The sequence below is a fragment of the Campylobacter sp. RM16192 genome (assembly GCF_004803855.2).
GTDB lineage: Bacteria > Campylobacterota > Campylobacteria > Campylobacterales > Campylobacteraceae > Campylobacter_A.
The window spans coordinates 122477-139035 of the sequence record NZ_CP012552.1 but is presented as its reverse complement, the minus strand read 5'-3'; the positions used below and the strand labels follow the sequence as shown (position 1 = coordinate 139035).

At 37.5% G+C, this 16559-nt stretch carries 14 protein-coding genes; 5 read left to right on the top strand and 9 right to left on the bottom strand.

Going from position 1 to position 16559, the window contains the following annotated elements:
* The first annotated feature begins 35 nt into the window (after positions 1–35).
* Positions 36–605, top strand: a complete 570-nt coding sequence (locus CDOMC_RS00720; protein WP_172127057.1) for a YceI family protein — start codon at positions 36–38, stop codon at positions 603–605.
* A gap of 42 nt (positions 606–647) precedes the next feature.
* On the opposite strand, the gene CDOMC_RS00715 is transcribed toward CDOMC_RS00720, so the two are convergent.
* From CDOMC_RS00715 to recA, 8 genes are all read right to left on the bottom strand, one after another.
* Positions 648–1769, bottom strand: a complete 1122-nt coding sequence (locus CDOMC_RS00715) for a glycerate kinase family protein (protein ID WP_172127055.1) — start codon at positions 1767–1769, stop codon at positions 648–650.
* An 82-nt stretch (positions 1770–1851) separates the two neighbouring features.
* Complete coding sequence (locus tag CDOMC_RS00710) at positions 1852–3222, bottom strand: GntP family permease (RefSeq protein WP_172127053.1); 1371 nt, start codon at positions 3220–3222, stop codon at positions 1852–1854.
* 169 nt (positions 3223–3391) lie between these two features.
* Positions 3392–5395, bottom strand: a complete 2004-nt coding sequence (locus tag CDOMC_RS00705) for a rhodanese-like domain-containing protein (protein WP_172127050.1) — start codon at positions 5393–5395, stop codon at positions 3392–3394.
* Between the two features lie 83 nt (positions 5396–5478).
* Positions 5479–7425, bottom strand: coding sequence for a multiheme c-type cytochrome (locus CDOMC_RS00700; RefSeq protein ID WP_236861357.1), 1947 nt, complete (start codon positions 7423–7425; stop codon positions 5479–5481).
* Positions 7426–8200: 775 nt separating this feature from the next.
* Positions 8201–8992, bottom strand: a complete 792-nt coding sequence (locus CDOMC_RS00695) for an AMIN domain-containing protein (protein ID WP_172127046.1) — start codon at positions 8990–8992, stop codon at positions 8201–8203.
* Between the two features lie 10 nt (positions 8993–9002).
* Positions 9003–9269, bottom strand: a complete 267-nt coding sequence (locus CDOMC_RS00690; protein ID WP_172127044.1) for a septum formation initiator — start codon at positions 9267–9269, stop codon at positions 9003–9005.
* Positions 9266–10516: a phosphopyruvate hydratase gene (gene eno, locus CDOMC_RS00685; protein WP_172127042.1), complete on the bottom strand. Its 1251-nt coding sequence runs from the start codon at positions 10514–10516 to the stop codon at positions 9266–9268. Before eno ends, CDOMC_RS00690 begins: the two co-directional genes overlap by 4 nt.
* Entirely contained in the window at positions 10516–11607 is a 1092-nt protein-coding gene (gene recA, locus CDOMC_RS00680) for a recombinase RecA (RefSeq protein ID WP_172127040.1), read from the bottom strand. The genes eno and recA overlap by 1 nt, the downstream gene beginning before the upstream one ends.
* Before the next feature lie 220 nt (positions 11608–11827).
* Here recA and CDOMC_RS00675 point away from each other — a divergent pair, with 220 nt between their 5' ends.
* The 4 genes from CDOMC_RS00675 to CDOMC_RS00660 are packed head-to-tail and all read left to right on the top strand — an operon-like array spanning position 11828 to position 14803.
* Positions 11828–12643 (top strand): menaquinone biosynthesis family protein, encoded by an 816-nt coding sequence (locus CDOMC_RS00675; protein ID WP_442861614.1) that lies wholly within the window; start codon positions 11828–11830, stop codon positions 12641–12643.
* Positions 12644–12910, top strand: a complete 267-nt coding sequence (gene fliQ, locus CDOMC_RS00670) for a flagellar biosynthesis protein FliQ (protein WP_169941033.1) — start codon at positions 12644–12646, stop codon at positions 12908–12910.
* Positions 12907–13680, top strand: coding sequence for a UDP-N-acetylmuramate dehydrogenase (locus CDOMC_RS00665; RefSeq protein ID WP_172127035.1), 774 nt, complete (start codon positions 12907–12909; stop codon positions 13678–13680). The genes fliQ and CDOMC_RS00665 overlap by 4 nt, the downstream gene beginning before the upstream one ends.
* Before the next feature lie 58 nt (positions 13681–13738).
* A complete protein-coding gene (locus CDOMC_RS00660) occupies positions 13739–14803 on the top strand; it encodes a tetratricopeptide repeat protein (protein ID WP_185768465.1) in 1065 nt (354 codons plus the stop codon).
* A gap of 37 nt (positions 14804–14840) precedes the next feature.
* Here CDOMC_RS00660 and CDOMC_RS00655 read toward each other — a convergent pair whose 3' ends face one another.
* Complete coding sequence (locus CDOMC_RS00655; RefSeq protein WP_172127033.1) at positions 14841–15938, bottom strand: nicotinate phosphoribosyltransferase; 1098 nt, start codon at positions 15936–15938, stop codon at positions 14841–14843.
* Positions 15939–16559 lie beyond the last annotated feature (621 nt).

Here is a 16559-nt window from a genome sequence, read left to right as displayed (position 1 = left end):
TTATACTTTTGAAAAATTATTCAAAAGGAACAACAATGAAAAAATTTATCAAATTTTCTGTTTTAGCAGCGCTTTGCGCAAGCTTTTTAAATGCAGCAAGCTATGAAATAGATAAATCTCATAGCGACTTGGGATTTATGGTTAGACACCTAAAAATTTCAAAAGTTCGAGGAAATTTTCAACAATATGATGCCGTAATCGACTATAATAAAGCATCAAACGAGCTAAAGGCGCTTGAGGTTAGTATAGACGTAAATTCTATCAATACACAAAATCAAAAGAGGGATGAGCATCTTAAAAATGATGATTTTTTCGATACACCCAAATTTGACAAAATCACATTCAAGATGACCAAATTTGAAAAAGAGGGCTCAAACGAAGGTAAAATTTACGGAGATCTGACTATAAAAGGTGTAAAAAAACCTGTCAAACTTGACTTTGAATATCATGGAGATAGTAAAAACATGAGCGGCGCAGAGGTAATAGGTTTTAGTGTAAATGGAGATTTAAAAAGAGAGGATTTTGGCATAGGTGAAAAATTCCCTGATGCAATAGTTTCAAACAAAGTTGAGCTTAAAATAGAAGTAGAAGCTAAAGCGAAATAATATAATAAATTTGCCTGCCTCATTGGCAGGTAAATCAAAAAGTTATAATTTATAGAGCCTAATTAGTTGCTCGCAAACTAGCCTTATATTTTCTCTTGTAATATTTTCATCTATTGCTTCATTGAGAGTCATAGGCTCATTTAAGATACTGAAAAACGCGTCTATTCCCTTTTGATTACAGTTTCTTGCCTCTTCTTTTACACATCCAGCTATAGCAATGACTGGCTTATTATGCTTTTTGGCTATTTTTGCAACACCTATAGGTGTCTTGCCCATAGCACTCTGATAGTCCATTCTGCCTTCTCCGGTTATTACAAGATCCGCCTTTTTAATCTCATCCTCAAGCCTAATCTCTTCTGTTATAATATCAATTCCCGACTTTAGCTTGGCATTTAAATAGCTGACAAATCCAAATCCTAATCCTCCAGCAGCGCCAGCACCTTTAAAATTCCAAAATTCACTAGAAAAGTGTTCGCTTGTGGCGCTTGCGAAACTTATAAGGCCTGCATCAAGCTCTTTTACCATATTTTCGTCAGCTCCTTTTTGAGGTCCATAAATATAAGCTGCTCCATTTTTACCAAAAAGAGGATTATCCACATCGCAAGCAATCAAAAATTCGCATTCTTTAAGCTCTGGCAATACATTAGCCTCTGAAATTCTAGTGATTTTTATCAAATTTTTACCGATTCCTTCTAGCAAATTACCATTTTCATCATAAAATTCATATCCAAGCGCACTTAGCATACCAGTACCTGCGTCATTAGTGGCACTTCCGCCTATGCCTATAATAAACTTCTTGGCACCTTTGTGAATCGCATGAAGTATCATCTGCCCAAAACCATAAGTGCTAGTTTTCATAGGATTTCTACGGCTCGGCTCTATGAGAGTAAGTCCGCTTGCGCTTGCCATTTCTAATATTCCAAGATCACCAGCTAAAGCGTATCTGGCAGGAATTTTCTCACCTAATGGATTTTGTACTATTGCATCCACATAGGTTCCGCCAAGCGCATCCGCAAGAGCTTCCACGCTTCCTTCTCCGCCATCTGCAACAGGTTTTACGATGACTTCATCGCATAAATCTTTTATACCTTCTTTTACTGCTTTGCCGGCTTCAAGAGAGCTAAGTGATCCCTTAAAAGAATCCACTGCGACCAAAACTCTCATGTTTTCTCCCTAAATAGATAAAATTAAACGGCTAAATTTAAGAAGTCAATACTCAAATTTAGCCAAATGCAATATGTACAAATTATAGCAATATAAGTGATGCTATCCATACGGTTATAATACCTACAACTCCCATTATCAGTGTGAGCGTAGTTTGAGTTTTATAACCTTGTTCAGGCGTCATCTGACTGAAATTGGTTACAACCCAGAAATAGCTATCATTAGCATGAGAAACTGTCATTGCACCAGCAGCTATAGCCATTACAGTTAGCACTGCGCCCATCTCTGTAGTAAGGCCTAGAGTAGCCATCATGGATGTACCATCGGTAAAAAGTCCCATAATAGCAGCTGTTGTAGTAAGGGCTACGGTGGAACTTCCTTGTGCGGTTTTTATAATAGCGGAGATAATAAAAGGGAAAAATATACCTATAGAGCCTATTATATGAGCATTTTGTTTCATAAATTCAACAAATCCGGCTTCTGCGATAACTTTTCCAAGAACACCGCCTGCCGCAGTTATAAATAAAATTGGACCTACTATTTTTAGAGTGTCGTTTGTCATTAGATTAAATTCGCCAATTTTACCTGTTTTTGCCAGTAATACAACAGCAAAAATTACACCTATACCAAGAGCTATTACAGGGTTTCCCAAAAACAGCATAAAATTTGCAAAACCGCCTTGAAGTTTAGCCATCTTCACAATTGAACCAAGTGCCATTAAGACAATAGGAGCAAAGATCGGAGCAAGGCTTAAAAATGCGCTAGGTAGCGTGCCATGACTTTTAATAATCTCATCATAACTCTTGCCTATATCTTGCATATCCTCTTTTAAAGTTACCTTTGTTCCTATATATCTTGCATAAGCATATGCCGCAATAAGAACAGGGATAGATACTATCATACCCACCATAATTACCAGTAGTAAATTTCCACCAACACCTACAAGCCCTGCGGCTGCGATTGGTCCAGGAGTAGGAGGTATAAATACGTGAGAGGTATAAAGTCCTCCTGATAGTGCCACAGCCATACCAACAGGATTTGCTTTAATCTTTTCTTTAATAGCGCGACGAATCGGGTCAAGAACAACAAATCCGCTATCGCAAAATACTGGGATTCCTACAATCCAACCCATGATAAGCATCGCCATTTCAGGTCTTTTCTCGCCAACACATTTTATAACAATATCTGCTAATTTCAGCGCTGCGCCTGTTTTTTCAAGTGCCATACCTATAAGTGCACCAAAAATAATAACTATGCCTATACTTTTAAATATTCCACTAAATCCATTTCCTATAATACCAGGAATTTTAGCAAGATCAATGCCAGCTACTATAGCAAGAGCTAAAGATACAACCATAATAGCAAGAAATGGATGAACTCCGACTTTGGATATAAGCCATATCATCAAAACGATAGCTACAATAAAACAAATGATTAAACCAACACCACCCATAAAAGCTCCCTATGATATAAATTACTTGTTAGATATTACCAAAAAAATATTGAAAAGACTTTAAAATTATATTTTTAATTGAATTTTATTTTGAAAAGCAAAATAGAAAAATAATAAAATTCCCCCGCTTATCAGCAGGGGAATTGTAGCAGGGATTAAAAATTAAAATTTAAGCTATAAAAGCGTAAATCATCATAAACAAGAACACCATACCAGTAATTAGCATAGCGTAACCTGCAAGTTTAGCAAGTAAAGAGTATGAAGCAAACTTATCTTCTTTTTCGATAAGTTTTTCTAGCATTCCATTCTTACTAAGTCTTTCGTACCACTTGCTTCTTTCTTGTCTCATCTCTTCAGCAGTTAGACTTCCTGAGAAGATTACTGTATCCATTGGGAATCTATCCGCTCTAAAGTGAGTATTAAAGAAGTGGATAGCAAAGATAAATCCTGTCGCTAGTAACGCCTCATCAGAGTGAACAAGCGTACTTAAGTTTATCATCCAGCCTGGTAAGAAATTAGCAAACCAGTTAGGGAACCAAAGGATAAGACCTGAAAGTCCTATGATAAACATACCCCAGAAGACCGCAAGGTAGTCGAATTTCTCCCAGTATGTCCATCTATCAAATTGAGGTCTTGGGCCTTTACCCATAAACCACATGAAGTGATCTTTCATATCTCTAAAGTCTTGAAGATTTGGCATCAAGCTATCTTCACCAAATATTTTAAATTTGCCTAGGTTCATCATGATCTCAGCTATGTGGCTGAAGAACACTGCAAACATTATCACCGCTGATATATGGTGAATTTGAGTAGCCATAATAGGTCCGCCCATTAAATTCATCATATCTTGAGCCCAAGGGGCTGTATAGAATTTTTGTGGTAAGCCTGAGAACGCAAGTCCAAGGAATGATGCGGCCATAAAGAAGTGTTGCCACATATGGAATGCGCTAAAGCGTTTTACCTTAACTCTATCGTGGTGAGCTGCCTCTCTTACTTTTTTCCAAGCGACTGGATTTTCAAGTCTCATTCTAATTAGTCTAATTGACCACAAGAATGTATGGAAACCAAAGAACGCAAATACCGCTATCACAAGACCTGTCATAAAGATATACGCAGAGTGAAGTAGCGGGAATTTCTCGCCATCAGTATGGTCAGCATGCGCTATAAAGCTAACAAAGCTTTCGTTCGCATTAGGGTGACATTCAGAGCATGTCTTGATACGATTTTCTGTCATAGCTAGAGTTGATCTAGGATCTTCTATCTTAAATACATTGTGTGTTCCGTGACAATCAAAGCACGCAGCAACCCTTGGCGCTTCACCAGGTTTATTTAATAGCAGTGCTTTACCATGGAATGTATCATGATAGTGTTTTTGTTGCTCTTCGTGACAAGAACCGCACTTTTGCTCGCTAAGCTGTTTAATGTCAAGGTGCATTTTAGCACCGGCTGTGTGCACAGAGTGGCAGTCACTACAATTTGGCAACTCTTTATCAGCAGCTAAATTTTTATGAGATGCTTCATCGTGAACACTGCCCATAAAGTCTTTTTTGACATCTTTATGACAGCTTGTACAATTATCATTTACAAAAGCTTTATCTTTAAATAGCTCTTCTCGTTGCTCTTTTGAAGCGAACGGAATTTTATCTGAGCTATGGCAATCTCTACAAGATGGAATTTTGCCAAAAAGCATATTGCCATGGATTCCATCATCATAGTCTTCTATCTTCTCTTTTGTAAGTTGTTTTCTGGCTTTACCAGATTTTTCAAATTTATTTCCGGCTATAATCCATCCCTCTATACCATCACTTAGAATATAGAGATTTTCATAGCCTTGACTTTTAGCAACTTTTGCTGCAACGCTACTATCAAAGCTCATTCTGTTATCACAGTAAAATATCAAATGAGCTTTTTTATCTTTTGGCAATAGCGATATGTTTAAATCATCTGCATTATTTAAGATCGCACCAGGAATGTGCCCGGATATACGACCAGCCGGTGAACTCATATCAACAAAGTATGTATCTTTTTGACCAAGCATCTTCTCGGCTTGATTTATACTAAGAGATTTTGCGCCCTCAATACCAAAATTTAAAGGCGAATCCATATTAGCAAAAAGATTATGAGATATCACTAAAGCAAAAAGTATCATAAATCTCATACACAATCCATACATATTCTTTCCTTTTTATAATCTCGATGAAATCATCAAGTTATAGCGGGTGAGGCTTAAAAAATAAGCCTCACGAGCCGTTTGATTTATTTTGTTCTACCTTCTAAGATATCAGTTGCTTGCTCAACGTAAATCAAAGCTTCTTCAACTAGTTTTAAAGAATATTTAGGACCGTGAACGCCCCAAGAGCCGTCTTTTTGTACTTTGTCTAGTATGTCTTGTGCTTGTTTAGCAAAAGATACTATTCTAGCTTTTTGATCAGTAGATAGTTTTTTGTTGTTGCTCATTGATCTATCTATTTTTCTAAGTCCGATCTCAGCTTTTGAATATCCATCTTTTACAGGCATTTGCCATTCCATAACTAGGTCATAGATCATAGCTTGATCTGTAAATTTAAGTTTATCTGGAAGTGTTGATTGAACAGGGCTGTGGCAACCGCTAGCTCCTGGAGCCATTAGGTTAGGGTCGCTAAAGCTTGTTCTACCGCATGACCACATCAAGTCAACGAAGAATCTTCCGTTTTCATCTCTATCAAGTGTCCAGCCTTTTACGGTCATAGGATCTCTTGGTTTGCCTTCAGGTGGGTTGATTGATTTTCTATCTTTATCAACCATGATGTTCCAGATGTGTGCTGCACGAACGTTGTCAAATCCAGCTTTATCAGGGTTTTGAACAGCTGCGAAGTTCTCACAACTCATCATATTAGGCATATGACATCCTGTACAATTGTCTTTCGCGTGAATTCCGCCTTGTTTAAAGAAGCTCTTTTGAACTTCGTGGCAGTCTTCGCAAGTCTTTTTTAGACCTGTTAGAGTATAGCCATCTTTCCAATCGTTAGCTGTAACTTCGTGTGGATCGTGGCAAGTACTACATCTCATACCCTCGTCATAGTGAGCGGAGCTAAACATTTGAGCACCCTCTGTTCCGCATGATGGACAAGATGATTTAAAGTATGCGTTAAATTGTTTTCTTGGGTTCTTCTCAGCATCAGCCTTATGCCATGCAAATCTTTGGTGGCATCTTTCGCAGTTACTTGGCATACCAGCACCTCTAGCACCGTACAAGTGAGCACCAGCACCGTGACACTCCTCGCAGCTAATACCTTTTGTTATAGTATGCTCTCTTAATTTCTTAGAATCACCAAGAGCTGCATAGAATTCGTCTTTAGATTTGAAGTCAAATTTAAATGTATGACAAATTTCGCAATATGCACTTGCTGGTTGGAATTTGAAATTCTTTCTATTTGAAGCACCGTATGAGTTCATACCCCACATATGAGAACCGCTCTTACCGAAATCTTCCATTTTGGTAGGGAACCCTGGAGAGAATTCTGCTATCTTTTTAGCCATTTCAGGAGTTAGGAATTTAGCCCATAAAACTGAGTATTGGTTACCACCAGCTACTAGTTTACCGGTAAGATCGCTTAATTTTCCATCCTCAACGTGATATGTACCACGAACTAACCATTTATCAAGGAAGCCATATTTTGTTCTTGGTGTTCCGATGATAGCAAATACGTCATCAGGCTCGATACCTGTTGTTAGAATAGGAGTTGTAGGAAGTGCTCCAGGAAGTCCTTTTTTAACGTCTCCTCCAACCTCATCAAGCTCTTCTGGCCATCTTATAGTTTTAGCGTGACGTGAACGCTCCCATTGCATATATTGAGCGGGGTGGCACTCGCCGCATTTTTTATGTCCAACAAATTTGTTAGGGAAGTCAAGGAATGACTCCATACCAAGACGATATGTAACAGCAGTGTGTTCCATATTGTTCTCTTTAGCATAAGCAGGACCTTGGTTGATCTCTATAAATTCTTCAACACGGTCACTTAAGCCGTATTTACCAACCAATCTTCCATCTTTTTCATATTTAAATACTGGGTGATTTTTTTTTAGATACTCCCAATACTCTTTCTCATGCCCAACGTAATCTTCCAATGTTCTTGGTGAAACGCCATCATTTTGAAATGTTTCTCCTTGAACAAAAGGTTCTTCATGCTTGTCTGATGCAGCTAGATTAGGTACAGCACACATAGCAAGAAAAAAACTACAGGTTATAAATTTTAACCAACCTTGTTTCATCTTATTCTCCTTAATATTTTTTAAAACACAATATATTTTTAAACAACATAAAATAATCAGTATAGAATCAAAACATCTTAAAAAGATATCTCAATCTTCAAAGAGAGCAAATCGATACGATCTGTCTCAACCTCGAATACCGCTCTTCTATACCGTTAAAGAGCAACCCCCGCTCTTGCCAACAACCCTCCTTTCACGAGCAAGAGAATTTGTATATAAAACATTTATTTAACAAAATCCTAATACTTTTTCTTTTAAATAAATATTAAAAATTTTATGTAACCAAAATTTTTTTTATTGAGTCTTTAAAATAATCATTAGGCTTATTGTTATTTTGCATAACTTTTATGTAACTTTTTATACATAAGGATTTTTCTTGTTGATATATGGTATCAATAATACTAAGTATTACGAAAGTCATTAAATTTATTTAAACATATTGAAATATCGTCATTATCTAATATAAAATCATCTCAAATAAATGAATTATATTGATACTAAGATGATAAATAGTATAAATTACTTATTATAAAAATATATTAAATAGTGTAATTAATAGTAGTAGAATAAAAAACTTTTATTATGTTACAATTAGAAACATTTTTCTATCAAATCGTAATATAAATTTACTTATTTATTTAAAATATAAATTACCAAATTATTAATAAAATTAAATTTACTGCTATTTAAAATAATCTAAGATATAGATAAATAAGAAGATTTTATACTATTTGTTTACTTTTAAAATGTATCCGTTTGCGATATTTTCTATAGTATATTTGTAGTTTTTATCAAGGTTAATAGTAGCTCTATAAAATTTATCATGAGCGCCCAAGGTTATACTTTTAAAAGATCCGCAATCAATCTTAAAAGTCTTTGTATAAAAATTTAAAGAATTATCAAAATCTATTACTATTTTATTGTCTCTATATATCTTAAAATCTCTAATTTTTTTATCAGAAGTTAAAAATTTAATTTGCATTAAATCAACTTCAAGAGTCATTTTTCTAAAATTTATAGTCTTAATCGGATCTTTCTCAATATTTTCAACCGGTATTATTACAACATCTTTTAAAGGCTCTTGCTTGGTAAAATTTTCATCTATTTTAACCTCTTGTTTAATCTCTTCTTTTACCTCTTTTATAGTTGTATTTTCATCTTTTTTTATTGTTTTGATAGTGATTTTTGGCTCATCTTTTGTAACTGAGACATCAGTTTTTGTAACCACCGACGGAACGGCGACCTTCATCAAAACAAACTCGTCTTGCCAATCTATACTTCTATTTACATATATAATTTTTTCTTTTATACTGCCATCTAAATTTTTATATTTTAAAGTAAGCGATATAAACTCTTTGGTATCGCTTGGGAATTTGATATGTTGCTTATCAAAAGGAGCTAAAGTTTCTACTACATTAGTAGTAACGACATTTGTATTTAGTTTTCCTGCCGAAATAAAAGGATTTTCTCTGCCAAAACAAAAACCTAAAAATAGTATCAAAAACCAAATTTGTCTCATTTTAACACCCTTAAGGTTCTAGATCTTTTAGTTCAAAATATGTCTTTTGAAGCTCTGCATTATATTTTTTTAAAATTTCAACATCTTTTTTAAGCTGTTCTCGTTGGTCTTGCAAATTCAGCATCACATCCAAAGAGCGTTTACCGAACATCATATTACCAATATATACACCAAATAACACAACTAAAATGGTTATTGTAAATAGCCTTAAAAAAGATTTAAAAGAGTATGTTCTCTTGATATTTTTATCATCATACTCTTTTAAAATTTCACTCAAATTTCATTTCCCAAAAATTCATCACTCTCAAGCTCAATCTCAAGCAAGCGATTGTATTTCGCATTTCTTTCGCTTCTTGAAGTTGCACCTGTTTTAATTTGACCCGTATTTAAACCCACTGCAAAATCAGCTATGAAGCTATCTTCGCTCTCGCCACTTCTATGACTCATCACGCAACGATACCCTCTTCGCTGTGCTAAGCGAATAGTCTGCATAGTTTGACTAACTGTACCAATTTGATTTGGCTTAATTAAAATTGCGTTTGCAACGCCTTTTTTAATACCTTCTCTTAAAATTTTCTCATTTGTTACAAATAAATCATCGCCAACAAGTTGAACTTTACCGCCCAATCTTGCTGTTAGTTTAGCCCAACCATCCCAATCATCTTCACTTAAGCCATCCTCAATTGAGCAGATAGGGTATTTTTCACAAAGCTTAGCATAGTATTCAATGAGCTCTTCAGAGCTTAGTTTTTTACCTTCAAGTTCATATTTGCCATCTTTATAAAGCTCGCTTGAAGCGACATCAAGAGCGATTTTTATCTGTTCGCCAGCATTGTATCCAGCCTTTTTTATAGCTTCCATTATAATTTTAATTGGCTCTTCATTGTCCTTTAAATTTGGAGCAAACCCGCCTTCATCACCAACTGCGGTACTATGTCCTAAGTCGTTTAAAATTCCTTTTAATACTTGATAAATTTCAGCTGCGGCTCTAAGTGCATCGCTGAAAGTCTCAAAGCCAAAAGGCATTATCATAAATTCTTGAAAATCCACACTGTTGTTTGCGTGAGCTCCGCCGTTTATAATATTAAACATCGGCACAGGCAATACACTTGCGTTTGCTCCGCCAAGATATCTGTAAAGAGGCACATTTAGACTTTTTGCCGCGGCACGTGCCACAGCCATAGAGACTCCAAGCACCGCATTAGCGCCTAAATTTGAATAATTATCGCTACCATCAAGTCTAAGAAGCTCATCATCTACCATCTTTTGATCATATGCATTCAGTCCTATAATAGCATCGGCTATAACTTCATTTACATTTGCAACCGCCTTTAGAACACCTTTGCCACAATATCTACTATCTTTATCTCTAAGTTCAAGAGCTTCACGCTTACCCGTACTAGCTCCGCTTGGAACTATCGCACTAGCCACGGTGCCGTCGCTTAGAGTCACGGTAGCGCGTACGGTAGGATTTCCTCTGCTATCAAGAACCTCAATAGCCGTAACATCATCTATAAATATCATTATTCTTCTCCTGCTTCAGTTGTATCATCATCTCTTCCATTTGAGCTTATCAAGTGATCAATTCCCATGGAGCCCTTTATGGCAGCCACTATCTCTTCGGCAACCTCTGGATGCTCTTTTAAATAAGCCTTTGCGTTCTCTCTTCCTTGTCCAAGCTTATTGGCATTATAACTAAACCAAGCACCGCTCTTATCGACTATATCAAGCTTTACTCCATAGTCTATTATCTCGCCCTCTTTACTGATTCCTTCACCAAACATTATGTCAAATTCAGCTACTTTAAAAGGAGGCGCTACTTTATTTTTTGCTACTTTTACTTTTGTGCGATTTCCTATAGGTTCTTCGTTTTGTTTTAAAGTAGCGATTTTACGGACATCTATTCTCACGGAGGCATAAAATTTCAATGCGTTTCCACCTGTCGTAGTCTCTGGCGTGCCATATCCCATAGCGCCTATTTTCATACGAATTTGATTGATGAATATTACAGTTGTATTCATCTTGTGTAAAATTCCGGTGAGCTTTCTAAGAGCTTGAGACATCAAGCGAGCCTGAAGACCTACGTGCTGATCACCCATATCGCCTTCTATCTCGTTTTTAGGAGTGAGTGCGGCAACACTGTCAACGATTATTAGATCAATAGCCCCACTTCTAGCCAAAGTCTCTACTATATCAAGCGCTTGTTCGCCATAATCTGGCTGAGAGATATAAAGATTATCCGTATCTACGCCTAAATTTGCGGCATATTTTACATCAAGAGCATGTTCAGCATCGACGAAAGCACATACTCCACCGGCCTTTTGAGCTTCAGCTATTATATGAAGGGTCAATGTAGTCTTTCCTGAACTCTCCGGTCCGTAAATTTCTACGATTCTTCCTTTTGGCACTCCACCTATTCCAAGTGCCAGATCAAGTCCTAGTGAACCTGTAGATATACTATCTATCGGCTCTATCTCTCTATCTCCAAGTCTGACAACCGTGCCTTTACCAAATGACTTATCAATCTGTTTTAAGGCTAGCTCTAGCGCTTTTTTCTTATCAGCATCAAGTTCAGCCGATCCTACTTTTTTCTTATCCTCTTTTTCTGCCGCCATTTGTTGCCTTTAAATTTTATAATTAAATTGCCTGATTTTATCAAATTTAAGATGAATTTCGGTTTATTTAATTCTTTTAAAAAATATAAAGATAACTTCTAATAATAGGCTATTTAATCAACTATTCATAAAATTTAACCTATAATCTTAAAAAGGATTAAATTTGAGACATTTTAAAGATATAAGCGTCGCGCACTCGCCTGATGCCGATGATATTTTTATGTATATGGCGATAAAATTTGGCTGGGTTGATTCTACAAATTTGCGTTTTAGCAACCTCGCTTTAGATATCCAGACACTAAACGAAGAGGCGCTAAAAGGCACTTACGACGCTACGGCGATCAGCTTTGGACTCTATCCGCTTATAAGAGATAGCTACGCTCTGATTCGCTGCGCAGTTAGCTTTGGTGATGGATATGGTCCAAAGCTCATTAAGAAAAAAGATAAAATTTTAAAGCGAAATTTCAAGGTAGCACTTTCTGGCAAACACACTACAAACGCGCTTTTGTTTCGCGTGGCGTATCCTGAAGCAAGGATAGTTTATAAAAATTTCTTAGAGATAGAAAATGCCGTGTTAAGTGGTGAGGTTGATGCTGGAGTGCTAATTCACGAAAGCATCTTAACCTTTAGCGACGAGCTTTGCGTAGAGCGTGAAATTTGGGATATCTGGCGTGAGTTTGCGGGTGATAATTTACCGCTTCCGCTTGGCGGCATGGCAGTTCGCAGAAGCTTGCCGATAACTGACGCGATAGAATGCGAGCGAGTGCTTACGAAAGCTGTTAAAATTGCAACCGATCATAAGCCGTTTTTATCCCACATGCTTATGGAGCGAAATTTGATCCGAGTCGATAAAGAAAAGCTTAAAATTTATCTAAATTTATACGCCAACGATAGTTCCGTATCGATGAACAAAACGCAGCTAAACGCCGTAAATAAGCTGTTTGAGATAGGCTATAAGCACGGCTTTTACGATGAGCTCGTAGACGCGCGCGACTATCTGGTGCCAACCGAATACAACGACATAAGGTTTAGCTAAATGCAATCAACCCTCATCGAACTAGGCATAGAGACCTTTAAAACCGCGCTTTATCTTAGCTTCCCTATGCTTTTAGCAGGTCTTAGTGCCGGTCTTATCATCAGTATCTTTCAAGCGACCACGCAGATAAACGAGATGACGCTAAGTTTCGTGCCAAAGATCATCCTCGTAGTCGTCGTTATCATATTTCTCATGCCTTGGATGGTAAGCATGATGGTTGATTTTACTATCCGAATGATCGAATTTATCCCGCATTTCGTGCAATGACTAGGCTTATTGACTTTTCTAAATTTACTTCCGTTAAAATCGGCGGCATGCACGAGGTTTTGCTCATAGATAATCCGCAAGACGATACGCAAGGTCGCGTGATAATAGGTGGCGGAAATAACCTTTTAGTTTCGCCAAACCCTGTACCGATGGCGATTTTAAGCGATAAATTTGACTATATAAAGCTTGAAGGCGAAATTTTAGAGATAGGTGCTGCTACAAAGAGCGGTAAAATTTATAATTTTGCTAAAAAACACGATCTGGCGGGCTTTGAGTTTTTACAAAATATCCCCGGCACACTTGGAGGCATGATCAAGATGAACGCGGGGCTTTGTGGAATTTCCATGAGTGGCAATCTGCTTGAGGTGCGTTTAAAACGAGGCTGGATAAAAAAAGAAGAGATAAAATTTGCTTATAGATATTGCGAGCTAAACGAAATTGTTTTTGCAGCCAAATTTAAAGCAACAAAAGGCTTTAACGCTGCACTTGCAAGCGAATTTGCGCTTAAACGCTCAAACCAGCCAAAGGGAGCCAGCTTTGGAAGCTGCTTTGTAAATCCAGCGGGAGATTACGCAGGTAGACTTATCGAAGCAGTAGGGCTAAAAGGACACGTTATCGGCGGAGCGAAATTTAGCGAAAAGCACGCAAATTTCTTGATAAATTTTGATAATGCAAGCTTTGAAGACGCGATCAATCTCATAAATTTAGCCAAGAAGCTGGTGCTAGAAAAATTCGGCGTAGAGCTAAAAACGGAAGTTGTTATAATTTAGATTAAAAATATATTAAAAAGGTTATAATTCTTACAGATTTACTCGCAAGGAGGAGTCTATGAAAAAGTTAGCTTTAACCCTGTTTTTAGTATTTAGTTGCTTGTCGGTAGCACAAGCCGGACCAAATCACAACAACGGGCTAGCGGCAAAATCCAAAGGTCAGTGGAAAGACGCGGAGCACTACTTCAAGCTAGGTTGCTATAAAGAAAAGGTTGATTCTTCCTGTAAAGAGCTTGGGCAGCTTTATGAGTTCGGAAAGGGCTCTGATGTCAAAAAAGACTCGGGGCTTGCAAAACAGGCTTATGAAAAATGCTGCGAGATATCATTTGGTAAAAGATCCGATTGCTGCAATAAAGTAAAAGACAAAACAGCCGTAAGCCCTGAAAAAGGTTGTGAAAACGGCGATGCATCCGCTTGTATAGACTACGCCTATGAAAAACAAGACGTCAAATACTACCAAAAAGCTTGCGATTTAGGCTCAAATTTAGGATGTTTATGGACTGGATATTCATACACTGAAGGCAAAAACGGCGCGCAGCACGATCCTAAAAAGGGCTTTGAGATATTTTCAAAGCTTTGCAACGGCGGCTACGATGACGGTTGCAAATTTGTAGCGATGGGTTATAGAGACGGCAAAGGTGTCGAGAAAAACATAGACAAAGCGATTGAAATTCTAAGCCAAATTTGCGGGGGCGATAGATTTGACGGATGCGCAAAGCTGGGCGAAATTTACCAAGACGACAAATACGGCAAAAAAGACGAGATAAAGGCGTTTGAGTATTATTTGCTAGCCTTTACAAAAAAAGATCATGAAGCTTCAGGAAAATACGTAAAAGATAAAGATAACGCAGCAAAAGCTTGCGAAGCCAAGATCGCCATTGGATGTGAATACGCGGGCTCTGCATATTATCAAGAAAAGCAATTTGCCAAAGCGGTGGAGTATTTTGACAAGGGCTGCGAACACGGCTTAGTCGAATCATGCCTATTTGCAGGCTACACATACCAGATGCCGCCTGCTGAAAGCGGGGTCGCAAAGGATCTCGAAAAGGCTAAAATTTACTTCAAAAAAGGCTGCGATATAGGCTCGGCTCAGTGTTGCAGCGCGCTAGAATCTATAAAATAAACTTATAGGCGCAAATTTAGCTCGTTTGCGCCTAAATTTATCTTTCAAATTCTACTTTTTGCAAGCGCTCGGAGATGAAATTTCGGCGCCCAACTTTTGCTTCTGCTTTGCCGTTTAGCTCGACAAGATCGCCCGTAAATCCGCAAGTATCATTTCTAACGGTAAAGCTTCCCACGCCATAGATATCAACAGGCGTATCATGCGCTTCAAATTCGGCAATTTTTTCAGGAGTAAAGCCCGAGCTAACGACTATCTTAACATGATTAAAGCCATTTTCATCAAGCGCTTTGCGAAGTGCAAAGATAAGCTCTTTGCAAACCCCATGCGGATCAAATCCACTTGTGTCTTTGTCCTCAAAATACCTATCTATGAGGCTTTGAGATGTATCGACCCTAACGGCACCAAGCCTTGATTTTAGCGCATTTGCGGCTAAAAGTGCGTCGGTGATCACGTCGTTATTGTAATCAACAAGTGCGGTTACAAGCTCGCAGGGAAAGGTTTTAGCGTAAATTTCACACGCCTTTACTATATCTCCCTTGCACATCTGAACAAGCGCGTGCGGCATAGTCCCCATACCCTTGCCACCCCACCAAAAGCCCTGAGCATCGGTTGAGACACGATCTATGCCCGCAACATAAGTGGCGTATCCGTCGCCTATCTGCGTTGAGATGTCATCTTGTCTATCCGCCATAGAAAAGACTATCTTGCCGTTTGCCGCCTTTAAGGCTCTTGCGACATTCGTAGCCACCGAGCTTCTGCGAGCTAATGTGGCGTCGATGATGTTTTCTAAAAAGCCAAAATTCTCATACATCCCGCTTATCTTTAAAACAGGCTCGTTTGCGTTTATGATATCGCCGTCGTTTAACGCCTGAATTTCAAGCTTCTCAGGCTCTTTGGCAAAGGTATGCACTATCGCTATGGCCTCATCGATCCCGCACAGAGTGATGTTATCAGCCCTTTGAAAAAACTGCATAGTCACGTGTTGATTAGCCAAATTCTCCCTTATAACCAGATTTATCTTCAAAAAATATCTTGCGGTATAAAAGCCCTCGGCTATCCTTGGGTCAAATTTGAAAGTTTTGTTTGTAAGGCGCTTGATGACGCCTTGTTTTTTTAGTTCTATCTCGTTACTCATCATACCCTTTCATCCAAATTAATCCATTAGTCTATCCAAATTCATTTTAACAATAAGAATTTTATAAATCAATCATCGAACTTTCTACTTTTATAATATACGCATAGCCATGCTCTTAATTGTAAGCGGACGGCAAGGAAATAAAAGATTAATTGAAAGACTTCGAAGCTTAGGATATTTTATAGTGATTAATTCCATAAACCTTAAAAGAGTTTAAAATATTTCTCATTTCCATGTTTCTTATTGCAGAATAGATATTCTTTCTATACTCCACTATCTCTTTACTGCTTTTATTACTGCCAATTGATACATAATCAGTTATCTCTTTAACGTTGCTAGGTTTTTCTTTTATACACTCTATTATCTTTTTACTAAGCTCTCCACGAGAGAAACGTCTATTATTAGTAATGTTTTTAGTTTTTATCTCATTTATATTATAGTTTGGATCAAATATTATAATGGCTTTATTAATAGTCTCAAGCTCAGATTGTAAATTTGAGATGATTGATTTATAATATTCGATATTTCCTTTTATTTCAGAATGTTTAGATACAAGAGCTGATATTACGTGAGTTCTACTCGCTTCGCTCCTAGCTTTTCAAGAACTGCCATATTTTATCC